33 protein-coding genes are annotated in these 19,823 nt (G+C 38.5%); 31 read left to right on the top strand and 2 right to left on the bottom strand.

The window, feature by feature from the left end:
- The first annotated feature begins 19 nt into the window (after positions 1–19).
- The 29 genes from rpsQ (at position 20) to ABH955_RS27125 (ending at position 16,861) form a co-directional block, all read left to right on the top strand.
- Positions 20–283 carry a 30S ribosomal protein S17 gene (rpsQ, locus tag ABH955_RS27265; RefSeq protein ID WP_002091526.1) on the top strand — a complete coding sequence of 88 codons (264 nt, stop codon included), beginning with the start codon at positions 20–22 and terminating at the stop codon, positions 281–283.
- Between the two features lie 43 nt (positions 284–326).
- Positions 327–695, top strand: coding sequence for a 50S ribosomal protein L14 (rplN, locus tag ABH955_RS27260; protein ID WP_002063420.1), 369 nt, complete (start codon positions 327–329; stop codon positions 693–695).
- 38 nt (positions 696–733) lie between these two features.
- Positions 734–1,045 carry a 50S ribosomal protein L24 gene (rplX, locus tag ABH955_RS27255; RefSeq protein WP_000558201.1) on the top strand — a complete coding sequence of 104 codons (312 nt, stop codon included), beginning with the start codon at positions 734–736 and terminating at the stop codon, positions 1,043–1,045.
- Between the two features lie 26 nt (positions 1,046–1,071).
- Positions 1,072–1,611, top strand: a complete 540-nt coding sequence (gene rplE, locus ABH955_RS27250; RefSeq protein WP_002091528.1) for a 50S ribosomal protein L5 — start codon at positions 1,072–1,074, stop codon at positions 1,609–1,611.
- 33 nt (positions 1,612–1,644) lie between these two features.
- Positions 1,645–1,830 (top strand): 30S ribosomal protein S14, encoded by a 186-nt coding sequence (rpsN, locus tag ABH955_RS27245; RefSeq protein WP_001085700.1) that lies wholly within the window; start codon positions 1,645–1,647, stop codon positions 1,828–1,830.
- Positions 1,831–1,859: 29 nt separating this feature from the next.
- Positions 1,860–2,258: a 30S ribosomal protein S8 gene (gene rpsH / locus ABH955_RS27240; RefSeq protein WP_002091529.1), complete on the top strand. Its 399-nt coding sequence runs from the start codon at positions 1,860–1,862 to the stop codon at positions 2,256–2,258.
- 32 nt (positions 2,259–2,290) lie between these two features.
- The gene (gene rplF, locus ABH955_RS27235; protein WP_002063425.1) at positions 2,291–2,830 is read left to right on the top strand and encodes a 50S ribosomal protein L6; all 540 of its coding nucleotides are present in this window, start codon (positions 2,291–2,293) and stop codon (positions 2,828–2,830) included.
- A 31-nt stretch (positions 2,831–2,861) separates the two neighbouring features.
- On the top strand, positions 2,862–3,224 hold the full coding sequence (rplR, locus tag ABH955_RS27230; RefSeq protein ID WP_002009761.1) for a 50S ribosomal protein L18: 363 nt from the start codon (positions 2,862–2,864) through the stop codon (positions 3,222–3,224).
- Between the two features lie 21 nt (positions 3,225–3,245).
- Positions 3,246–3,746 carry a 30S ribosomal protein S5 gene (rpsE, locus tag ABH955_RS27225; protein ID WP_002063426.1) on the top strand — a complete coding sequence of 167 codons (501 nt, stop codon included), beginning with the start codon at positions 3,246–3,248 and terminating at the stop codon, positions 3,744–3,746.
- A gap of 13 nt (positions 3,747–3,759) precedes the next feature.
- Positions 3,760–3,942 carry a 50S ribosomal protein L30 gene (gene rpmD / locus ABH955_RS27220; protein ID WP_001085231.1) on the top strand — a complete coding sequence of 61 codons (183 nt, stop codon included), beginning with the start codon at positions 3,760–3,762 and terminating at the stop codon, positions 3,940–3,942.
- A gap of 33 nt (positions 3,943–3,975) precedes the next feature.
- The gene (rplO, locus tag ABH955_RS27215; RefSeq protein ID WP_002009754.1) at positions 3,976–4,416 is read left to right on the top strand and encodes a 50S ribosomal protein L15; all 441 of its coding nucleotides are present in this window, start codon (positions 3,976–3,978) and stop codon (positions 4,414–4,416) included.
- Complete coding sequence (gene secY, locus ABH955_RS27210) at positions 4,416–5,717, top strand: preprotein translocase subunit SecY (RefSeq protein ID WP_002124688.1); 1,302 nt, start codon at positions 4,416–4,418, stop codon at positions 5,715–5,717. Before rplO ends, secY begins: the two co-directional genes overlap by 1 nt.
- 54 nt (positions 5,718–5,771) lie before the next feature.
- Entirely contained in the window at positions 5,772–6,422 is a 651-nt protein-coding gene (locus ABH955_RS27205; RefSeq protein WP_113938448.1) for an adenylate kinase, read from the top strand.
- Positions 6,422–7,168, top strand: coding sequence for a type I methionyl aminopeptidase (map, locus tag ABH955_RS27200; protein WP_000582542.1), 747 nt, complete (start codon positions 6,422–6,424; stop codon positions 7,166–7,168). The genes ABH955_RS27205 and map overlap by 1 nt, the downstream gene beginning before the upstream one ends.
- Before the next feature lie 68 nt (positions 7,169–7,236).
- The gene (infA, locus tag ABH955_RS27195) at positions 7,237–7,455 is read left to right on the top strand and encodes a translation initiation factor IF-1 (protein ID WP_001029884.1); all 219 of its coding nucleotides are present in this window, start codon (positions 7,237–7,239) and stop codon (positions 7,453–7,455) included.
- Positions 7,456–7,490: 35 nt separating this feature from the next.
- A complete protein-coding gene (rpmJ, locus tag ABH955_RS27190) occupies positions 7,491–7,604 on the top strand; it encodes a 50S ribosomal protein L36 (protein ID WP_000868344.1) in 114 nt (37 codons plus the stop codon).
- A 21-nt stretch (positions 7,605–7,625) separates the two neighbouring features.
- Positions 7,626–7,991, top strand: coding sequence for a 30S ribosomal protein S13 (rpsM, locus tag ABH955_RS27185; protein ID WP_002063431.1), 366 nt, complete (start codon positions 7,626–7,628; stop codon positions 7,989–7,991).
- A gap of 24 nt (positions 7,992–8,015) precedes the next feature.
- On the top strand, positions 8,016–8,405 hold the full coding sequence (gene rpsK / locus ABH955_RS27180) for a 30S ribosomal protein S11 (protein WP_002009745.1): 390 nt from the start codon (positions 8,016–8,018) through the stop codon (positions 8,403–8,405).
- Positions 8,406–8,585: 180 nt separating this feature from the next.
- A complete protein-coding gene (locus ABH955_RS27175) occupies positions 8,586–9,530 on the top strand; it encodes a DNA-directed RNA polymerase subunit alpha (RefSeq protein ID WP_002009743.1) in 945 nt (314 codons plus the stop codon).
- A gap of 35 nt (positions 9,531–9,565) precedes the next feature.
- Positions 9,566–9,928, top strand: coding sequence for a 50S ribosomal protein L17 (gene rplQ / locus ABH955_RS27170; protein ID WP_000331490.1), 363 nt, complete (start codon positions 9,566–9,568; stop codon positions 9,926–9,928).
- A gap of 106 nt (positions 9,929–10,034) precedes the next feature.
- The gene (locus ABH955_RS27165) at positions 10,035–10,877 is read left to right on the top strand and encodes an energy-coupling factor ABC transporter ATP-binding protein (protein WP_002139935.1); all 843 of its coding nucleotides are present in this window, start codon (positions 10,035–10,037) and stop codon (positions 10,875–10,877) included.
- The gene (locus tag ABH955_RS27160; RefSeq protein ID WP_002124690.1) at positions 10,853–11,734 is read left to right on the top strand and encodes an energy-coupling factor ABC transporter ATP-binding protein; all 882 of its coding nucleotides are present in this window, start codon (positions 10,853–10,855) and stop codon (positions 11,732–11,734) included. The genes ABH955_RS27165 and ABH955_RS27160 overlap by 25 nt, the downstream gene beginning before the upstream one ends.
- The gene (locus ABH955_RS27155; RefSeq protein ID WP_002091546.1) at positions 11,722–12,516 is read left to right on the top strand and encodes an energy-coupling factor transporter transmembrane component T family protein; all 795 of its coding nucleotides are present in this window, start codon (positions 11,722–11,724) and stop codon (positions 12,514–12,516) included. The genes ABH955_RS27160 and ABH955_RS27155 overlap by 13 nt, the downstream gene beginning before the upstream one ends.
- 14 nt (positions 12,517–12,530) lie before the next feature.
- Positions 12,531–13,274 (top strand): tRNA pseudouridine(38-40) synthase TruA, encoded by a 744-nt coding sequence (gene truA, locus ABH955_RS27150; RefSeq protein ID WP_404457982.1) that lies wholly within the window; start codon positions 12,531–12,533, stop codon positions 13,272–13,274.
- 152 nt (positions 13,275–13,426) lie between these two features.
- A complete protein-coding gene (gene rplM / locus ABH955_RS27145; protein ID WP_002029337.1) occupies positions 13,427–13,864 on the top strand; it encodes a 50S ribosomal protein L13 in 438 nt (145 codons plus the stop codon).
- A 21-nt stretch (positions 13,865–13,885) separates the two neighbouring features.
- Positions 13,886–14,278 (top strand): 30S ribosomal protein S9, encoded by a 393-nt coding sequence (gene rpsI, locus ABH955_RS27140; RefSeq protein ID WP_002009728.1) that lies wholly within the window; start codon positions 13,886–13,888, stop codon positions 14,276–14,278.
- Positions 14,279–14,440: 162 nt separating this feature from the next.
- A complete protein-coding gene (locus tag ABH955_RS27135) occupies positions 14,441–14,869 on the top strand; it encodes a DUF2521 family protein (RefSeq protein WP_002029335.1) in 429 nt (142 codons plus the stop codon).
- Positions 14,870–14,935: 66 nt separating this feature from the next.
- Positions 14,936–15,649 carry an N-acetylmuramoyl-L-alanine amidase CwlD gene (gene cwlD, locus ABH955_RS27130; protein ID WP_002009721.1) on the top strand — a complete coding sequence of 238 codons (714 nt, stop codon included), beginning with the start codon at positions 14,936–14,938 and terminating at the stop codon, positions 15,647–15,649.
- A 144-nt stretch (positions 15,650–15,793) separates the two neighbouring features.
- Positions 15,794–16,861, top strand: a complete 1,068-nt coding sequence (locus tag ABH955_RS27125) for an Mrp/NBP35 family ATP-binding protein (protein WP_113938445.1) — start codon at positions 15,794–15,796, stop codon at positions 16,859–16,861.
- Between the two features lie 53 nt (positions 16,862–16,914).
- Here the strand turns inward: ABH955_RS27125 and gerD are convergent, their stop codons facing one another.
- Positions 16,915–17,529 carry a spore germination lipoprotein GerD gene (gene gerD / locus ABH955_RS27120; RefSeq protein WP_002009716.1) on the bottom strand — a complete coding sequence of 205 codons (615 nt, stop codon included), beginning with the start codon at positions 17,527–17,529 and terminating at the stop codon, positions 16,915–16,917.
- 139 nt (positions 17,530–17,668) lie between these two features.
- On the opposite strand from gerD, the gene kbaA reads away from it, so the two are divergent.
- The gene (gene kbaA, locus ABH955_RS27115; protein ID WP_404491865.1) at positions 17,669–18,280 is read left to right on the top strand and encodes a KinB signaling pathway activation protein KbaA; all 612 of its coding nucleotides are present in this window, start codon (positions 17,669–17,671) and stop codon (positions 18,278–18,280) included.
- Between the two features lie 124 nt (positions 18,281–18,404).
- On the opposite strand, the gene pdaB is transcribed toward kbaA, so the two are convergent.
- Positions 18,405–19,169, bottom strand: a complete 765-nt coding sequence (gene pdaB / locus ABH955_RS27110) for a polysaccharide deacetylase family sporulation protein PdaB (RefSeq protein ID WP_113938444.1) — start codon at positions 19,167–19,169, stop codon at positions 18,405–18,407.
- 193 nt (positions 19,170–19,362) lie between these two features.
- Between pdaB and ABH955_RS27105 the strand changes: the two genes are divergently transcribed.
- Positions 19,363–19,581: a hypothetical protein gene (locus ABH955_RS27105; RefSeq protein ID WP_002139933.1), complete on the top strand. Its 219-nt coding sequence runs from the start codon at positions 19,363–19,365 to the stop codon at positions 19,579–19,581.
- Positions 19,582–19,823 lie beyond the last annotated feature (242 nt).

The following is a 19,823-nucleotide window of genomic DNA, read 5'->3' as shown; positions in this document are numbered from 1 at the left end:
TTGAGGGGAGGTTTGCATAGTGAGCGAACGTAACCAACGCAAAGTTTATACTGGTCGTGTTGTTTCTGACAAAATGGACAAAACGATTACAGTTTTAGTTGAAACTTACAAAACTCATTCCTTATACGGAAAACGTGTTAAGTATTCTAAAAAGTATAAAGCCCATGATGAGCAAAACCAAGCGAAACTTGGCGATATCGTTAAAATCATGGAAACTCGCCCGCTTTCTGCTACTAAGCGTTTCCGTTTAGTTGAAATCGTTGAAGAAGCGGTTGTTATCTAAATAGACGAATCGGAATTTTTAGTCCGAAGGGAGGTTTCATAACATGATCCAACAAGAATCTCGTTTGAAAGTTGCTGACAACTCTGGTGCCCGCGAACTTTTAACAATTAAAGTATTAGGCGGCTCTGGTCGTAAATATGCTTATATTGGTGATATTATCGTTGCTACGGTAAAACAAGCAACACCAGGTGGCGTTGTTAAAAAAGGTGACGTTGTTAAGGCAGTAGTGGTACGTACGAAGAGCGGAGCTCGTCGTCCGGACGGTTCTTACATTAAATTTGATGAAAACGCAGCGGTTATCATCAAAGACGATAAGAGCCCACGTGGTACTCGTATCTTCGGACCAGTAGCTCGTGAATTACGTGATAGCAACTTCATGAAGATCGTTTCTTTAGCTCCAGAAGTTCTATAATTTAAGGTATTGCCTTGCTAAGGAGGTGCAGAATTAAGATGCATGTAAAAAAAGGTGATAAAGTTCAGGTAATCACTGGTAAAGACAAAGGAAAACAAGGTGTTATCCTTGTGGCTTTCCCAAAGCAAAACCGTGTTATCGTTGAGGGTGTTAACATCGTTAAAAAACACTCTAAGCCATCTCAATTAAATCCACAAGGTGGAATTATTACGAAAGAAGCACCTATTCACGTTTCTAATGTTATGGTATTAGATCCGAAAACAGGCGAACCTACTCGCGTAGGCTTCAAAGTAGAAGATGGTAAAAAAGTGCGTATTGCAAAAAAATCTGGTGAATTATTAGATAAATAATTTTCTTAAGAAAGGAGGTCACTTCATTGAATCGCCTTAAAGAGAAGTTCCAAAAGGAAATTACTCCTGCTCTAATGAGCAAGTTTAACTATAAATCTGTGATGGAAGTACCGAAAATCGAAAAGATCGTAATCAACACTGGTGTTGGTGACGCGGTATCTAACTCAAAAGCTTTAGACAATGCAGTAGAAGAATTAACTCAAATCGCAGGTCAAAAACCTGTTGTAACTCGCGCTAAAAAATCAATCGCTGGTTTCCGTCTTCGTGAAGGTATGCCAATCGGTGCGAAAGTAACTTTACGCGGTCAGCAAATGTATGAGTTCTTCGACAAATTAGTATCAGTTTCTTTACCACGTGTACGTGATTTCCGTGGTGTTTCTAAGAAATCATTTGATGGTCGTGGGAACTACACATTAGGTGTTAAAGAGCAACTAATTTTCCCTGAGATTGATTATGATAAAGTAAGTAAAGTCCGAGGTATGGACATCGTAATCGTTACTACAGCGAAAACTGATGAAGAAGCTCGTGAACTTTTAACACAATTCGGTATGCCATTCCAAAAATAATGGAAGCCAACGCTAAGTAGAGGAGGCGAAAACGTGGCTAAAAAATCTATGATCGCGAAACAAAAGCGTACTCCTAAGTTTAAAGTACAAGAGTATACACGTTGCGAACGCTGCGGTCGTCCGCATTCTGTATACCGCAAATTTAAGCTTTGCCGTATTTGTTTCCGTGAACTTGCATATAAAGGTCAAATTCCTGGTGTTAAAAAAGCTAGTTGGTAAAACCCACAAATGGGAAGGAGGTAAAACACATGGTGATGACAGATCCAATTGCAGACATGCTTACTCGCATCCGTAATGCGAATATGGTACGTCATGAGAAATTAGAGGTTCCTGCTTCTAAAATCAAAAAAGAGATCGCTGATCTTTTAAAACGTGAAGGTTTCATTCGTGATGTAGAATACATCGGGGATAACAAACAAGGTATCCTTCGTATTTTCCTGAAATATGGTGCAAACAATGAACGTGTAATCACTGGATTAAAGCGTATCAGTAAGCCTGGCTTACGCGTTTACGCAAAAGCTGATGAAGTACCTCGTGTACTTAACGGATTAGGTATCGCTCTTGTTTCTACATCTAAGGGAGTAATGACAGACAAAGATGCTCGTCAATTACAAACTGGTGGAGAAGTAGTAGCATACGTTTGGTAATATATATTTAAAACGAACGGAGGTGTGACCACATGTCTCGTATTGGTAAAAAGATTCTTGAAATCCCTGCAGGTGTTACTATTACAGTTGCAGAAGACAATACTGTAACAGTAAAAGGCCCTAAAGGTGAATTAACTCGTACTTTCAAAACTGATATGTCTATCAAAATTGAAGAAAATACACTAACAGTTGAGCGTCCATCTGAACAGAAGGAACACCGTGCATTACACGGTACAACTCGTGCTTTAATCGGAAACATGGTTGAAGGTGTTACTACAGGTTTTGCACGCGGACTTGAATTAGTCGGTGTTGGTTACCGTGCTCAAAAACAAGGTGATAAACTTGTTTTAAGCGTAGGTTATTCTCATCCAGTAGAAATGACTCCAGAAGCAGGACTTGAAGTTGAAGTACCTGTACCAACTAAAATCGTAATTAAAGGTATCGACAAGCAACGTGTTGGCGAATTTGCTGCTAACATCCGTGCTGTACGTGCTCCTGAGCCATATAAAGGTAAAGGTATTCGTTACGAAGGCGAAGTTGTTCGTCGTAAAGAAGGTAAAACTGCTAAGTAAACCCGTTAGGTGAAAGAAAGGAGTGACAAGAATGATCACTAAAGCTGCTAAAAATGCGACTCGTAAGAAAAGACATGCACGTGTACGTGCTAAACTTACTGGTACTGCAGAACGTCCACGTTTAAACGTGTACCGTTCTAACCAACATATTTACGCTCAAGTTATTGATGATGTAAATGGTGTAACATTAGTAAGTGCATCTACTCTTGATAAAGACCTTGCTCTTAACGGTACTAGCAATACTGAAGCTGCTACGAAAGTTGGAGAATCAGTTGCTAAGCGTGCTGTAGAGAAAGGCGTTAAAGAAGTAGTATTTGATCGCGGTGGTTACTTATACCATGGCCGTGTTAAAGCTCTAGCTGAAGCTGCTCGTGAGGCTGGATTACAATTTTAATGGTCAAAGGAGGGAAAATTGATGCAACGCATTGACCCAAGTAAATTAGAACTTGAAGAACGTGTAGTTACGATAAATCGTGTCGCGAAAGTTGTTAAGGGTGGTCGTCGTTTCCGCTTTGCTGCACTAGTTGTAGTTGGCGATAAAAACGGTCATGTTGGATTCGGTACTGGTAAAGCACAAGAGGTACCAGACGCAATCCGTAAAGCTATCGAAGACGCTAAGAAAAACCTAATCGCAGTACCATTAGTTGGTACAACAATTCCACATACAATCAACGGTCATTTTGGAGCTGGTGAAGTATTCTTAAAACCTGCTGCTGAGGGTACTGGTGTTATTGCTGGTGGACCTGTTCGTGCGGTACTAGAATTAGCTGGTGTACAAGATATTCTTTCGAAATCTCTTGGTACTAACACACCAATCAACATGATTCGCGCTACTGTGAACGGATTAAGCGAACTTAAGCGCGCTGAAGATGTTGCAAAATTACGCGGTAAATCTGTAGAAGAGCTACTAGGTTAAGGAGGGAAAACAAATGGCGAAAAAGTTAGAAATTACCCTCACTCGTAGTGTAATTGGTCGTCCACAAGATCAACGTGCGACGGTAGAAGCTTTAGGTCTTAAAAAGTTGAATTCAACTGTAGTTAAGGAAGAAACTCCTGCTATTCTTGGTATGATCAACAAAGTTTCTCACCTTATAACTGTAAAAGAAGCTTAAGGATAACTCATTAATATAAGGAGGTGCCTGGGAATGAAACTTCATGAATTAAAACCTGCAGAAGGTTCTCGTAAAGTACGTAACCGTGTCGGTCGTGGTATCGGTTCTGGTAACGGTAAAACTGCTGGTAGAGGTCATAAAGGACAAAACGCACGTTCTGGCGGCGGTGTTCGTCTTGGCTTCGAAGGTGGTCAAACTCCACTATTCCGTCGTTTACCAAAACGCGGCTTCACAAACATTAACCGTAAAGAGTTTACTATTGTAAACTTATCAACGTTAAATCGTTTTGAAGATGGTACAGAAGTAACACCTGAATTATTGCTGGAAACTGGCGTTATCAGCAAGTTAAACGACGGTGTTAAAATTCTTGCAAGCGGAGCAGTAGAGAAAAAATTAACTGTTAAAGCGCACAAGTTCTCTTCAAGTGCTAAAGAAGCAATTGAAGCAGCTGGCGGATCAGTTGAGGTGATCTAATGTTTCGTACAATCTCCAACTTTATGCGCGTTGCTGAGATAAGACGTAAAATATTATTCACTTTAGCCATGTTAGTCGTATTCAGGATTGGCACGTTTATCCCAGTGCCATTTACAAATGGAGACGTACTGAAAGCACAAGATCAATTAAATGCCTTAGGTATCCTAAATACATTTGGCGGTGGCGCCTTGAAGAACTTCTCCATCTTCGCGATGGGAATCATGCCGTATATTACAGCATCCATCATCGTGCAATTATTGCAGATGGATGTTGTTCCTAAATTTTCGGAATGGTCGAAGCAAGGCGAAATGGGCCGTCGTAAACTAACGCAATTCACGCGTTACTTTACAATTGTTCTTGCGTTTATTCAGGGGTTTGGTATGTCAATCGGTTTTAACGGTATGGTAGGTGGGCAATTAATTTTGAATCCAGGTTGGAGCACTTATTTATACATTGCTACGGTACTGACTGCTGGTACTGCATTTTTAATGTGGTTAGGTGAACAGATTACAGCTAAAGGTGTAGGTAATGGTATTTCCATTCTTATCTTTGGTGGTATTGCCGCAGCGATCCCAAGTGTTATATCTCAAGTGTATCAACAACAGTTTCAAAATATCGGAGATCAATTGTTCATGAGTATCGTTAAAGTTGCATTGATTTTACTAGCTGTGCTAGCAGTTATTGTTGGTGTTATTTTCATTCAACAGGCTGTTAGAAAGATCCCAATTCAATACGCGAAGCGTGTAACAGGAGGGAATGGGAATCATGCTGGAGCACAAAACACTCATTTACCACTTAAGGTAAATAGTGCGGGTGTTATTCCAGTCATTTTTGCTGTTTCATTCTTAATTACGCCTCCAACTATTGCACAGTTCTTCCCGAAACATGATGTGTCGCAGTGGATTATTGCAAACTTTAACTATTCTCACCCAGTGGGAATGATCATATATGTTGCGCTCATTGTAGCCTTCACATATTTCTATGCATTTGTTCAGGTTAATCCAGAGCAAATGTCAGAGAATCTAAACAAGCAAGGTGGATATGTTCCAGGTATTCGTCCGGGTAAGAATACAGAACAATATCTAACAAAAATCTTGTATCGTTTGACCTTTGTGGGATCAATTTTCCTAGCAGCGATTGCAATCTTACCAGTTATCTTTACGAAATTGGGAAATCTTCCTCCATCTGCACAGATTGGTGGAACGAGTATGTTAATCGTTGTCGGCGTTGCTTTAGAAACAATGAAGCAGCTAGAAAGCCAATTGGTAAAACGCCATTACAAAGGGTTTATCAAGCAGTGAGTAAGTGGGAAGAACTGTCTTCCCTACATGCTCATGTACTGAGGGGGAACAAGGATGAACTTGATTTTAATGGGGCTTCCTGGTGCTGGTAAAGGTACACAAGCCGAACAGATTGTTGCCAAGTATAACATCCCTCACATCTCAACAGGAGATATGTTCCGTGCAGCTATGAAGGCTGAAACTGAACTTGGTTTACAAGCAAAATCTTTTATTGATAAAGGTGCGCTTGTTCCAGATGAAGTTACAATTGGAATTGTTCGTGAACGTTTAAGCCAAGAAGACTGTATTAAAGGCTTCTTATTAGATGGTTTCCCACGAACTGTTGCACAAGCATCAGCTCTTGAAGAGATTATGAAAGATCTTGGCAAAAAAATCGACTATGTTTTAAACATTAATGTGGATTCAGGGTTGTTATTAACACGCCTTACAGGCCGTCGCATTTGTAAAGAATGCGGTGCGACTTACCACTTAGAATTCAATCCGCCAGCAAAAGCTGATGTGTGCGATAAATGTGGTGGCGAATTATATCAACGCTCTGATGACAATGAAGAAACTGTAGCAAATCGTTTAGATGTAAATATTAAGCAAACAAAACCTTTGCTTGATTTCTATGAGGAGCTTGGCTACTTACAAAGCATTAATGGTGAGCAAGGTATCAATAAAGTATTTGCTGATATCGATGTTCTCATCGGAGACTTAGCGTAATGATCATCTGCAAAACTCCTCGCGAGATAGAAATCATGCGAGAAGCTGGCAGGATCGTTGCTTTAACTCATCAAGAGTTGAAACAACATATTACTCCAGGAATTACAACGAAAGAGCTCGATCAAATAGCGGAAAAGACGATTCGAAAATATGGTGCTACGCCATCTTTTAAAGGATACAACGGATTTCCGGGGAGCATTTGTGCTTCTGTAAATGAAGAGCTTGTACACGGGATTCCAGGGAAGCGTAAGCTCGAAGAGGGCGATATCATCAGTATCGATATTGGTGCGAAATACAATGGGTACCATGGAGATTCTGCATGGACGTATCCAGTTGGAAACATTTCTGAATCTGTTCAAAAGTTACTTGATGTCACAGAAAAATCGTTGTATCTTGGTCTAGAACAAGTAAAACCAGGCGAAAGATTATCAAATATCTCGCATGCGGTTCAAACACATGCTGAAGAGAATGGGTTCTCGATCGTTAGGGAGTATGTTGGTCACGGAATCGGGCAAGACTTACATGAGGACCCTCAAATCCCGCACTATGGTCCACCAAATAGAGGCCCTAGATTAAAGCCGGGAATGGTCATCTGTGTTGAGCCGATGGTGAATCAAGGAAGACGATATGTAAAAACACTATCTGATGACTGGACAGTGGTAACGGTAGATGGTAAATGGTGTGCCCATTTTGAGCACACGATTGCTCTTACAGAAGCAGGATACGAAATCCTTACCACTTTATAAGTAGCTGGCTCTCCGGGATTTCAGAGCAGTGTAAAATGTTACTGATTTGAAGAAGGGAGAACTATTGAATGGCTAAAGATGATGTAATTGAAGTCGAAGGTACCGTTCTTGAAACGTTGCCAAATGCTATGTTCAAAGTAGAATTAGAGAATGGGCATGTCGTATTGGCTCACGTTTCTGGTAAAATCCGTATGAACTTCATTCGTATTTTACCAGGAGACAAAGTTACGGTAGAATTATCTCCGTACGATTTAAATCGTGGTCGTATTACGTACCGTTTTAAATAATATAGCACTCCGTAATCTTTAAGGAGGTTCGAGACATGAAAGTAAGACCGTCAGTTAAACCAATCTGCGAAAAATGTAAAGTTATTCGTAGACGTGGAAAAGTAATGGTTATTTGTGAAAACCCTAAACATAAACAAAAACAAGGTTAATCAGAAGGAGGTGCATTCAGAATGGCACGTATCGCAGGTGTAGATATTCCTCGTGACAAGCGCGTTGTTATTTCTTTAACTTACGTATTCGGCATTGGTCGCACAACTGCTGAAAAAATTATTACAGAAGCTGGTATTTCTTCGGAAACACGAGTTCGTGATTTATCGGAAGATGAATTAGGACGTATCCGTGATATCATCGATCGTATTAAAGTTGAGGGAGACCTTCGTCGTGAAGTATCTCTTAATATTAAACGTCTAATGGAGATCGGTTCTTACCGTGGTCTTCGTCACCGTCGTGGTTTACCAGTTCGTGGTCAAAACTCTAAAAACAATGCTCGTACACGTAAAGGTCCACGTCGTACAGTAGCAAATAAAAAGAAATAATAAGTAAAGGAGGTTGAACTAACAATGGCACGTAAAACAAACACTCGTAAAAAACGTGTGAAAAAGAATATTGAAGCTGGTATAGCTCATATTCGTTCTACTTTCAACAACACAATCGTAACACTTACAGATACTCATGGTAACGCACTTTCTTGGTCTAGTGCTGGTGCACTTGGTTTCCGTGGATCTCGTAAATCTACTCCATTCGCTGCGCAAATGGCTGCTGAAGCTGCTTCTAAAGTTGCAATGGAGCATGGTTTAAAAACTTTAGAGGTTACTGTTAAAGGTCCTGGTGCTGGTCGTGAAGCTGCAATTCGTGCTCTTCAAGCGGCAGGTCTAGAAGTAACAGCAATTAGAGATGTTACTCCAGTTCCTCATAATGGATGTCGTCCACCAAAACGTCGTCGTGTGTAATTTTTCTGTATAGAATTTTCCCTTTTGTCTATAATGGATATGATGCATTATCGAGAAATTTCGTACAGAAACATCGCTTGTTGTGCACAATCGGGAACTGCCTAAGGGGGACTTTCGGTTAAACAGAGGTTCTTCCTTTGTTTAACCGGGGTTTCGACGTTTTGAAGGAGGGTTTAGTTAATGATTGAAATCGAAAAACCGAAAATCGAAACGGTTGAACTTAACGAAGATGCTAAGTATGGCAAATTCGTGATTGAACCGCTTGAGCGTGGATATGGTACTACTTTGGGTAACTCCTTACGTCGTATTCTTTTATCCTCACTCCCTGGTGCCGCTGTAACTGCTATCCAAATCGATGGCGTTTTACACGAATTTTCAACAGTTGAGGGCGTAGTAGAAGACGTTACGACGATGATCTTAAACTTGAAAAAGTTAGCTCTTAAAATCTACTCTGAAGAAGAGAAGACGTTGGAAATCGATGTACAGGGCGAAGGTATTGTCACAGCTGCTGATATTACTCACGATAGTGATGTTGAAATCTTAAATCCAGATTTACACATTGCGACGTTAGCAAAAAATGCGCATTTCCGCATGCGTTTAACTGCAAAGCGTGGCCGTGGGTATACGCCAGCTGATGCAAATAAAAGCGAAGATCAACCAATAGGAGTAATTCCTATTGATTCTATTTATACTCCAGTATCACGTGTGACTTACCAAGTGGAAAAGACACGTGTCGGACAAGTGGCTAATTATGATAAGCTTACGCTTGATGTATGGACGGATGGAAGCATCGGGCCAAAAGAAGCTATCTCTTTAGGTGCCAAAATCTTAACTGAGCATTTAAATATCTTTGTTGGTTTAACTGACGAAGCACAAAATGCTGAGATTATGGTCGAGAAGGAAGAAGATCAAAAAGAAAAAGTTCTTGAGATGACTATCGAGGAACTAGATCTTTCTGTTCGTTCTTATAATTGCCTAAAACGTGCAGGAATTAATACTGTACAAGAGCTTGCGAACAAAACAGAAGAAGATATGATGAAAGTTCGTAACTTAGGACGTAAATCCTTAGAAGAAGTTAAACATAAACTTGAGGAATTAGGTTTAGGTTTACGTAAAGACGACTGAGGATTTAAACCCATCAACAAAGGAGGGAACTACGAATGGCATACAGAAAATTAGGCCGTACAAGTGCGCAACGTAAAGCTATGTTACGTGATTTAGCTACTGATTTAATTATCAACGAGCGCATCCAAACGACAGAAACTCGTGCAAAAGAACTTCGTTCTGTAGTGGAAAAAATGATCACTTTAGGTAAACGCGGAGATCTTCATGCTCGTCGTCAAGCAGCAGCTTTCATCCGTAATGAGGTTGCTAACGCTGAGACTGGTCAAGATGCACTTCAAAAATTATTCGCTGATGTAGCTCCACGCTATGCTGAGCGCCAAGGCGGATACACTCGTATTGCAAAAATTGGTCCACGTCGCGGAGACGCAGCACCAATGGTAATTATCGAGTTAGTATAATGATGATTAAAAGGGCAGGACAGTTCTTTTCAAGTAACTGGTCATGGCCCTTTTTTTTTAAGTATAAAAAGATAGGCTAACTTGGCGAAAGAAAGGGTGCCTTGTATTGAAAAAAGAGAAACTTCGGACAGAAAATATATCATTTCAATATCCTGGGGCAGCCTCTTATGCATTAAAAGATGTTTCGTTTTCCTTATATGAAGGAGAATGGGTATCTGTTATTGGACAAAATGGTTCAGGGAAGTCTACACTTGCAAAATTATTGAATGGCTTATTTTTACCGGAATCAGGGACAATCACTTTAAATGATACAATGATTTTATCAGAGGAAACAGTATGGGATGTTCGAAAGCAAATTGGGATGGTATTTCAAAATCCAGATAATCAATTTGTTGGAACGACAGTACAAGATGACGTTGTATTCGGCCTAGAGAACATCGGAATGCCAAGGGAGCAGATGATAGAAAGACTAGAACAAGCTCTGCAACTTGTCCGTATGGAAGATTTTTTAAATGAAGAACCCCATTCGTTATCTGGTGGACAAAAGCAGCGAGTCGCAATAGCAGGTGTTCTAGCACTTCAGCCATCTATTTTAATACTAGATGAAGCAACTTCAATGTTAGACCCTCAGGGGAGACGTGAAGTAGTAGAAACGGTCAGACAACTTGTTAATCAAAAGGGTATTACGGTGTTATCGATTACGCACGATTTAGAAGAAGCGGCACAGTCAGACCGTATTATTATTTTGAACAAGGGAGAAATATTAGAGGAAGGTACTCCAGAGCAAATTTTCAAATCCTCTCATATGCTCCAAGAGATTGGATTAGATGTACCTTTTTCGGTGAAAATAGCAGAATTATTAAAAAGAAATGAAATTCACTTGCAAAATACGCATCTTACAATGGAAAGCTTGGTGAACGAACTTTGGAGATTACATTCCAAAAAGTAGAACATCGTTATCAATATAAAACTCCATTTGAAAGACGCGCACTTTATGATGTAGACGTGTCGTTTCCAAGTGGGGGCTATTATGCCATTATCGGTCATACTGGTTCAGGTAAGTCGACGATGATTCAACATTTAAATGGTTTATTGCAGCCGACAAATGGTACGGTTCAAATTGGTGAACATTTAATTTCAGCAGGGAAGAAAGAGAAAAAACTTAAGCCGCTACGAAAAAAAGTAGGGGTTGTCTTTCAGTTTCCAGAACATCAACTATTTGAAGAAACAGTTGAAAAGGACATTTGTTTTGGACCTACTAATTTTGGTGTATCTGAAGAAGAGGCAAAACAAAAGGCGAAAGATGCAATCCAGCTTGTTGGATTGGACATAGAGTTATTAGCACGTTCTCCGTTTGAATTAAGCGGTGGGCAAATGAGGCGTGTTGCAATAGCAGGCGTACTTGCGATGGAACCCGAAGTGCTTGTATTAGATGAACCTACAGCAGGGCTTGATCCAAAAGGACAGCACGAGCTCATGGAGATGTTTTACAATTTGCATAAGGAACAGGGGCTTACAGTCATTCTTGTTACCCATAATATGGAGGATGCCGCTAAGTATGCAGATCAAATAGTGGTCATGCATAAAGGAACGGTCTTTTTGCAAGGAAGAGCAGAGGAAGTATTTTCATATGCTGATGAATTAGAACAAATCGGTGTGGATCTTCCAATGTCTTTAAAGTATAAACGTGCAATTGAAGAGAAGTTTGGTATTTCAATTTCGAAGGCTACCTTATCTTTAGAGGATCTTACTCATGAAGTTGTACAGGTGTTACGAAAAGGTGGTCATGAATCATGCAGCAGTTGATTATTGGGAGATATATTCCAGGTCAGTCACTCATTCATCAACTTGATCCTCGTACGAAGCTGTTGATTGTCTTTTTATATGTATTTGTTGTTTTCTTAGCAAATAATGCGATTTCATATGGATTTTTATTTTTATATGCACTCATTGCTTTATTTTTTGCAAAAGTGCCGATTCGTTATGTACTTTCGGGCTTAAAACCAATTTTATGGATTTTTCTTTTTACATTTTTCCTGCATATTTTTACAAATAAAGAAGGGGAAGTACTATTCCAGCTTGGTTGGTTTTCGATACATGAAAAAGGATTAGAGCAAGGAATCTACATTTCTATACGATTTTTCGTTATTATTTTAATGACGACATTATTAACGTTAACAACGACACCAATTGAGATTACAGATGGTTTAGAGACGTTATTAAAGCCGTTGAAGCGTATGAAAGTTCCTGTTCATGAAATCGCATTAATGATGTCAATTTCTCTTCGATTTATCCCCACATTAATGGATGAAACGAGTAAAATCATGAAAGCGCAGGCGTCACGTGGTATTGATTTTGCTGGGGGACCGATAAAAGATAGGATGAAAGCTATTATCTCACTACTCGTTCCATTATTTATCAGTGCTTTTAAGCGTGCAGAGGACTTAGCGATTGCGATGGAATCTCGTGGATATAAAAGTGGCGAAGGACGTACTAAATTTAGGCAACTACGCTGGAAAATAAGTGATACAGTAACAATTGTAAGCTTACTTTGTTTAGCTTGTATTTTGGCATGGGTGCGGTCGTAATGGAGAATAGAGAAATGGAAAGAATAAAATGTACAGTTGCATATGATGGCATTCATTTTTGTGGTTACCAAATTCAACCACAGCATCGGACTGTTCAACAAGAAATAGAGAAAGCATTGCAGAAGTTGCATAAAGGAGAACTTGTTCGTGTGCAGGCATCAGGCAGAACGGATTCTACCGTTCACGCCAAAGGACAAGTGATACACTTTGATACACCTTTGTCTCTTGAAGAGTGGCAATGGAGTAATGCTTTAAATACAATGTTGCCGGATGATATTATTATCAGGCAGGTAGAGAAGAAAACAGAAGAATTTCATGCACGTTACGGTGTCGAGAAAAAAGAATATCGCTATCGTGTATTATTATCAAAGACTGCGGATGTATTCCGTAGAAATTACGTATATCAATATCCATATCCGCTCGAAATAAACGCTATAAGAAAAGCGATTCCTTATTTTATTGGAACGCATGACTTTACTTCTTTTTGTTCGGCAAAAACTGACAAAAAAGATAAAGTGCGAACAATTTATGAAATCGAATTAATTGAGCAAGACGATGAATTAATTTTTCGCTTTGTAGGTAATGGATTTTTATATAATATGGTCAGAATTATTGTTGGTACGTTACTTAGCGTAGGTCAAGGAAAGCTTGATCCGGATAGTATTCCAGAGATTTTAGCGAAACAAAATCGCCAGTTTGCTGGAAAGATGGCTCCAGGTCATGGACTTTACTTATGGCAGGTAAACTATAACAACTAATCCTGGTGTAACATTTGCTTGACATTAGAAACTCAAAAGTATATCATAACATATGGTATTGTTTCTAAAACCACGATTAGCCCCGGAAGGAAATCGTGTTTAAGATAAACAATAGATTTTTTCTATGGAAAAGATAACGAGGAGGGAAACACATGCGTACGACTTTTATGGCAAAAGCTAACGAAGTTGAGCGTAAATGGTATGTGGTTGATGCTGAAGGTCAAACTTTAGGTCGCCTATCTACTGAAGTAGCATCCATTTTACGTGGTAAACACAAACCAACATTTACACCACACGTTGACACGGGTGATCATGTAATTATTATTAACGCTGAGAAAATTCATTTAACAGGTAATAAATTAAACGATAAAATTTACTACCGTCACACTAACCACCCAGGTGGACTTAAGCAAAGAACAGCTCTAGAAATGCGTACAAACTACCCTGTACAAATGTTAGAGCTTGCAATTAAAGGCATGCTTCCAAAAGGACGTTTAGGACGTCAAGTGTCTAAGAAATTAAACGTGTATGCTGGAGCAGAGCATCCACACCAAGCACAACAACCAGAAGTTTACGAACTTCGCGGATAATTAATTAAAGGAGGGCTTACTTTGGCACAGGTTCAATACTATGGCACTGGACGTCGTAAGAGTTCAGTAGCGCGCGTACGCCTAGTTCCAGGCGAAGGACGCGTTATTATTAACGGTCGTGATTTTGAAAACTATATCCCATTTGCTGCATTACGTGAAGTAGTGAAACAACCTCTAGTTGCAACAGAAACTTTAGGTAACTACAATGTACTTGTAAACGTAAATGGTGGTGGATACACTGGTCAAGCTGGTGCTATTCGTCACGGTATTTCTCGCGCTTTATTAAAAGCTGATCCAGAATACCGTCTAACATTAAAACGTGCGGGTCTATTAACTCGTGACGCACGTATGAAAGAGCGTAAAAAATACGGTCTTAAAGGCGCACGTCGTGCACCTCAGTTCTCAAAACGTTAATTTTTGCGAACTACAAACCCCAACCATTTTGGTTGGGGTTTTTTTATGTTTAATTCTTCTTTTGTAATTTTTTTAGCTTGGAATATTTTAGTGCTACCGCCTCGCGTATGCTTCTTCTTTAGAAGTTTAGACTAATACGTATTAGGGAGGTTTATAAGTACTATGAATGTCATTGTCAGCTTACAAGAAAAACAAAAAGAAAAGCAGTTAAAATACGAGCGGAAGATGCTGCGAGAATTATCATTAAAAACATTGCGTTTAAATATTCGTGATGCCTTTCAGATGCAAGAACTTCATCGTCAGTATGAAGATTATTGTATTGAACTAGGGATAGAATCTTATTTATTAGGAGCGAGATACAGTAAATTTGGTTATCATGGTGAATCATTCTTTGATGTGAAATATAGGGCTTTAGAAGAAGAACAACAATTAACTGAAACGTTATTTCAATTTTTAACGAGTATGACTATACGTGAAATTAAGTTGCAAGACGAGGAATTGCTTTTTGAATCTTGCCAGCAGTTTATCGGCCTGTGGTGGCAGGAAGGGTATGAAAAAGGCGAAAGAAGATATCGATTAAAGCTACACTAAGACAAGCATAAACTTTCCTCTTGTCCCATATAAGTAATTAGAGGGACTAGCTGGAGGAGGAAAGGTATGAAGAGAATTCGAATTATCTCTTTTGCGCTCGCTGCGGTTGTTTTGTTTTTTTTAGTTAAACAAGAATTTCAAATTACAAAATCGTGGCGAGCTTGGAATTTACCCTTATCAGGGAAAGTGATTGTATTAGATGCTGGGCATGGTGGGCCAGACGGAGGGGCTGTTGGTGGAAAGGATATTGTAGAAAAAGATATTACACTTGAGATTACAAAAAAGGTACAAGATTATTTACAAGAACAAGGTGCTTTAGTTATTTTAACGCGTGAAGGAGATTATGATTTAGCTAATAAAGATACAAAGTCATATAGTAGACGTAAAGCAGAGGATTTAAAAAAGCGTGTTGAGATCATTAATAAGCCTGATGTAGACTTTTTTGCGAGTATTCATTTAAATGCCCTAACTAGTAGTGGATCTAAGGGCGCACAAACGTTCTACTATCGTTCTTCGATTGAAAATGAACGGGCTGCGAAATTTATACAAGCTGAATTGAGAACAAGCTTAGAAAATACGAATCGTTCTGCTAAAACAATTCCTCACGTGTATTTATTGAAGTATGCCAAAACACCAGGTGCTTTAATTGAGGCTGGCTTTTTATCGAATGTGAATGAAAGATATATGTTAAATTCGGAGAAATACCAACAAAAAGTAGCTGCTGCAATATATCGTGGTATATTACGTTATTTTACGGAAAAAGGAAATCCTCCAGAATAAGGAGGATTTTTTCGAGTTTCTCTCGTTAACGAAGTTTTCCGAAAATATGTTATACTGGAAATGTAAACGCATTTATTTCAAAAATAAAGAGAGATAAATTTAATTAACATTACGTTATTTTTTATACAGGGGGCTGGGCTAATTATGGTAACAAAAGAGCAGGTAGTGGAAGCATTGGAAGGGATTGTAGATCCGTTTATACATAAAACGTTAAAAGAAACAAATGCAATTAAAGAGGTGACAGTCAAGCCTGAGAAAGAACATGTAAGTGTTAAAATTGCAATTGTAAAGACGGGTACAGCGGAACAAATGCAGTTGCAGTCTGGAATTGTAAAGTTAGTAAAAGAACTTGGAGCAACAACAGTTGGACTTCGTTTTGCAGAATTTACAGAAGAGGAATTAGCTCAGTTTGCACCACCGCAAGAGGAAGAGAAAAGTGAATCCTTATTATCGCCGAACTCAAATACAACATTTTTAGCAGTGGCAAGTGGAAAAGGTGGAGTAGGGAAATCAACTGTTTCTGTTAACCTTGCAATTGCTTTAGCTCGTTTAGGCAAAAAGGTTGGTATCATTGACGCGGATATTTACGGTTTTAGTGTACCGGATATGATGGGTATAGAAAAACGTCCAATCGTAAGAGGTGATAAGATAATACCAGTGGAGCGTCTAGGCGTGAAAGTAATCTCAATGGGATTCTTTGTAGAAGATAACGCACCTGTTATTTGGAGAGGACCGATGCTTGGGAAAATGTTAAATCACTTTTTCACAGAAGTAGAGTGGGGTGATTTAGATTACTTAGTATTGGACCTACCACCAGGTACGGGTGATGTTGCTCTAGATGTACATTCGATGTTGCCGGCTTGTAAAGAGATTATTGTAACAACGCCGCATCCAACAGCGGCATTTGTAGCAGCGCGCGCTGGAGCCATGGCTTTACGTACAGAACATAGTATTCTTGGTGTTGTTGAAAATATGGCGTATTTTGAAAGTAAAGCAACTGGTGAAAAAGAGTATGTGTTTGGAAGAGGCGGAGGAGATAAATTGGCTACGGAACTCCAAACGGATGTACTTGGCCGAATTCCACTTCAACAACCTGATTGGAATAAAGAGGACTTTGCGCCGTCAGTATATGAAGATACACATACAACGGGTCTCATTTATCGTACGATAGCTGAGACAGTTATTGATAAAACAGCTGTCGCGCAAAAATAAAGTAGTAATGAGTGGACAATATATACATTGTCCACTCATTACTATAATTTTTATTATTGTTCTTTGTTCCCATCTTGAGAACCGCCTTCACCACCTGCGCCTTTCTTATCAGATCCACCTTTTTCGGCTTTTTGTACACCTTTACTAATGATGTCAATCATCTTAGCTTGGAAGAGTGGACTTTCGGCAGTTTCAGTTAGTACTTGCTGTAAATATTGACGATATTCTTTACTCTTCATTGTTTGTAACATAATTTTCTCTACTTCAGGATTTTTCATAATCTCTATAACACCTGATTGGTATTCAGGATCTTTTAGTAAAGTTTTCATTAAGTTTGTTTGTTCTTTTCCCATACTTTTAGCAAATTTCGATGAGAACTCAGGGTCTTTAAAGAGCTTTTCCCAGAATTGTTGCCCTTTTTCAGATACCAGTGCATCTTCAATCGTTTTCTTTACTACTGTTTCATCTAGTATGAGTGCTTGTTTCATTTTTTCATCAGTTAATACATCTTGGATCGCTTTTTTTCCTTGATCGGTTTTTAAAATATCAACAATCATTTTTTTTGTTTGATCATAATCAAGTTCGGATTTTGCTTCTTTTTCTTGTGCACATGCCGCTAGTGCTATAAATAGAAAAGAAGAAATCAAAACGAGCAGCATCCGTTTCATAAGTTGGAGCTCCTTTCAACAAAGTTCTCTTTTTTTAATATAAATCTCTTTAAGGAATTTATACATTAACATGGCTAGCTTTTTGAAATTGTCATTGTTACAATTTAATTAGAAATATAAGAATAATGGGGGATGTGTTGTGAATAGCCGCAAGTGGGTACGACTATTTTTTACGACGTTGTTTCTTGGTGGGATTAGCACAGTCTTTATTGGTTTTGTTTTAGAGTGGGACAAGTACGCTAAATTTTTTCAAAATTTCGACGGAAAAGAGATTTTAGCAATTTCCTTTTGGTTGATGGGCGTAGGGTTTATTTTTAGTGTTATAAGTCAAATGGGGTTCTTTGCGTATTTAACGATCCATCGTTTTGGATTAGGGATGTTTCGGTCATCTTCTTTATGGAATACAGTGCAACTGTTCTTTATTGCGTTCGTATTATTTGATTTCGTTTATTTAAAGTCAGTACTTGTTGCAAATGGGGAAGTTTCATTAGGGAATAACATACTTGTTGCTGGGATGTTATTTGTGTTTGGGGCAATTGTCGCTTATATAAAGAGTAAAGAAACGAATAAAAAAGCATTTGTTCCCGCTCTGTTCTTTATGGTTGTTGTAACAATTCTTGAATGGGTACCAGCGCTCCGGATTAATGATACAGATTGGTTATATTTAATGGTGATACCACTTTTATTATGTAATTCATATCAGTTACTTGTATTGCATCGTTTAATTGGACAAAAGAGTAAGTCAGCTTAATGAGGAGAGGGGATTTTTAATTATCCAGATTCTTATCGTCTGTAAATGCTAGGATAAAAAAGCTCTGCTATCTTAACAAAAGATAGCAGAGCTTTTTATGTGTGAAGGACCGTGTAGAAAGGAACTACTTAATATCTTCACTTTTTGTACTTGTGTTGGAAATAAGTTGTGATACAGATGTTTGTTCATATCCGTCGCTCTTTAATTTTTGTAAGAGTAATGGTAAAGCCTTATTTGTTTGAAGAGCAGAATCAGAAGCATGTAATAAGACGATATCTCCACCCTTTAAATTGCTAGAGACTGTGGAAATGATTTTATTTACGCCGGGATTTTTCCAGTCATTTGAATTGTTACTCCAATGAACGATGGTGTACCCGAGTGATTCCGCTATTTTAAGAGTTGTTTTGTTAAAATCGCCACTAGGTGGACGTAATAGCTTGACTTGTTTTACGCCAAGTTTCGTAAAAACATCTTGTGCCCGCAAAAGATCTCGTCGTATTTCATTTGCTTCTAGTGAATTGTAGGATGTGTAATTATAGCCCATACTACCAATCTCATGTCCATCTTTCATGATGCGTTCGACAATATCAGGGTGTCTTTCAGCCCATGCAGCAGAGAGAAAGAAGGTTGCATTCTTAATTTCTCTTTCTTTGAGTGTATTAAGGATTGGAATAGCTTTTTTGTCCCCCCAACTAATGTCAAACGTGAATGCAACTTGTTTTTTTGCAGTGTCCCCTTTGTAAATCACTTTAGGGCCAGTAGCAGTTGAAAAAGCAGATTCATGTGAATATGTTTTTAAAAAGAGTAGCCATGCTGTAAATAAGGAAAGTACGATTATTAAGCTAATGTGTTTAAATGTTCTTTTACTCGTAATAAAAAAGAAAAACATAATATTACGCCCCTTTGTCCAATCCTTTTCAGTTACATATATGCTTTAAATTAAAAAAAGAGAACAAGGGATTAATATCGTAAGTGGTGGATATAATGAGTGATAGAATTTTGTTTTTTGATGATACATTATTAATAATTGAAAATGAGTGGGGCGTTTATAGGTACACGTAAGGAGTTATTGGGGTGATAATTTGCTTGGGATTATGTTGACGAAGGAAGAGAAAAAAGAAATGGAATACATACTGAAGAGAGAGTTAGAGGAACTTTTATTTGATTTTGAAGATGAGCGTATACATAGCGTTGTAAAAAAGGCGATGGAAGAAAGGTATAAAATCATTTTTTGTTTATTTCGGAGAGTTGCTAATAGGGAAGAATGTATTCGTTATGTAAGAAAAAGAATTTTTTATTAAAAAGTATTGACGTTAAGAATAAGTATATGATAAATTAATAAACGTCGCTGATGCAGAAACGCAGAAAACGGCAAAAAAGAAATTGAAAAACTTAGTTGACATCGAAAAATGAAGATGTTAACATAAGGAAGTCGCAAATAAGCGACCAAGTAGTTCTTTGAAAACTGAACGAAACAAACAACGTGAACGTCAATTTTTATTTTTAGATGCTAGACAAACTAACTTTATTGGAGAGTTTGATC

Source organism: Bacillus sp. RC240, assembly GCF_044907945.1.
GTDB lineage: Bacteria > Bacillota > Bacilli > Bacillales > Bacillaceae_G > Bacillus_A > Bacillus_A mycoides.
This window is presented reverse-complemented; position numbering and strand designations above follow the sequence as displayed.

Coding starts and splice junctions, on each gene's coding strand:
- infA (WP_001029884.1), top strand. CDS start 7,237: ATGGCTAAAGATGATGTAATTGAAGTCGAAGGTACCGTTCTTGAAACG.
- rpmD (WP_001085231.1), top strand. CDS start 3,760: ATGGCGAAAAAGTTAGAAATTACCCTCACTCGTAGTGTAATTGGTCGT.
- rpsM (WP_002063431.1), top strand. CDS start 7,626: ATGGCACGTATCGCAGGTGTAGATATTCCTCGTGACAAGCGCGTTGTT.
- rpmJ (WP_000868344.1), top strand. CDS start 7,491: ATGAAAGTAAGACCGTCAGTTAAACCAATCTGCGAAAAATGTAAAGTT.
- pdaB (WP_113938444.1), bottom strand. CDS start 19,169: ATGTTTTTCTTTTTTATTACGAGTAAAAGAACATTTAAACACATTAGC.
- rplR (WP_002009761.1), top strand. CDS start 2,862: ATGATCACTAAAGCTGCTAAAAATGCGACTCGTAAGAAAAGACATGCA.
- ABH955_RS27205 (WP_113938448.1), top strand. CDS start 5,772: ATGAACTTGATTTTAATGGGGCTTCCTGGTGCTGGTAAAGGTACACAA.
- rplO (WP_002009754.1), top strand. CDS start 3,976: ATGAAACTTCATGAATTAAAACCTGCAGAAGGTTCTCGTAAAGTACGT.
- cwlD (WP_002009721.1), top strand. CDS start 14,936: ATGAAGAGAATTCGAATTATCTCTTTTGCGCTCGCTGCGGTTGTTTTG.
- ABH955_RS27155 (WP_002091546.1), top strand. CDS start 11,722: ATGCAGCAGTTGATTATTGGGAGATATATTCCAGGTCAGTCACTCATT.
- map (WP_000582542.1), top strand. CDS start 6,422: ATGATCATCTGCAAAACTCCTCGCGAGATAGAAATCATGCGAGAAGCT.
- rpsE (WP_002063426.1), top strand. CDS start 3,246: ATGCAACGCATTGACCCAAGTAAATTAGAACTTGAAGAACGTGTAGTT.
- rplM (WP_002029337.1), top strand. CDS start 13,427: ATGCGTACGACTTTTATGGCAAAAGCTAACGAAGTTGAGCGTAAATGG.
- secY (WP_002124688.1), top strand. CDS start 4,416: ATGTTTCGTACAATCTCCAACTTTATGCGCGTTGCTGAGATAAGACGT.
- ABH955_RS27175 (WP_002009743.1), top strand. CDS start 8,586: ATGATTGAAATCGAAAAACCGAAAATCGAAACGGTTGAACTTAACGAA.
- truA (WP_404457982.1), top strand. CDS start 12,531: ATGGAAAGAATAAAATGTACAGTTGCATATGATGGCATTCATTTTTGT.
- rplQ (WP_000331490.1), top strand. CDS start 9,566: ATGGCATACAGAAAATTAGGCCGTACAAGTGCGCAACGTAAAGCTATG.
- rpsH (WP_002091529.1), top strand. CDS start 1,860: ATGGTGATGACAGATCCAATTGCAGACATGCTTACTCGCATCCGTAAT.
- rplX (WP_000558201.1), top strand. CDS start 734: ATGCATGTAAAAAAAGGTGATAAAGTTCAGGTAATCACTGGTAAAGAC.
- rplN (WP_002063420.1), top strand. CDS start 327: ATGATCCAACAAGAATCTCGTTTGAAAGTTGCTGACAACTCTGGTGCC.
- ABH955_RS27125 (WP_113938445.1), top strand. CDS start 15,794: ATGGTAACAAAAGAGCAGGTAGTGGAAGCATTGGAAGGGATTGTAGAT.
- rplF (WP_002063425.1), top strand. CDS start 2,291: ATGTCTCGTATTGGTAAAAAGATTCTTGAAATCCCTGCAGGTGTTACT.
- ABH955_RS27135 (WP_002029335.1), top strand. CDS start 14,441: ATGAATGTCATTGTCAGCTTACAAGAAAAACAAAAAGAAAAGCAGTTA.
- rpsK (WP_002009745.1), top strand. CDS start 8,016: ATGGCACGTAAAACAAACACTCGTAAAAAACGTGTGAAAAAGAATATT.
- gerD (WP_002009716.1), bottom strand. CDS start 17,529: ATGAAACGGATGCTGCTCGTTTTGATTTCTTCTTTTCTATTTATAGCA.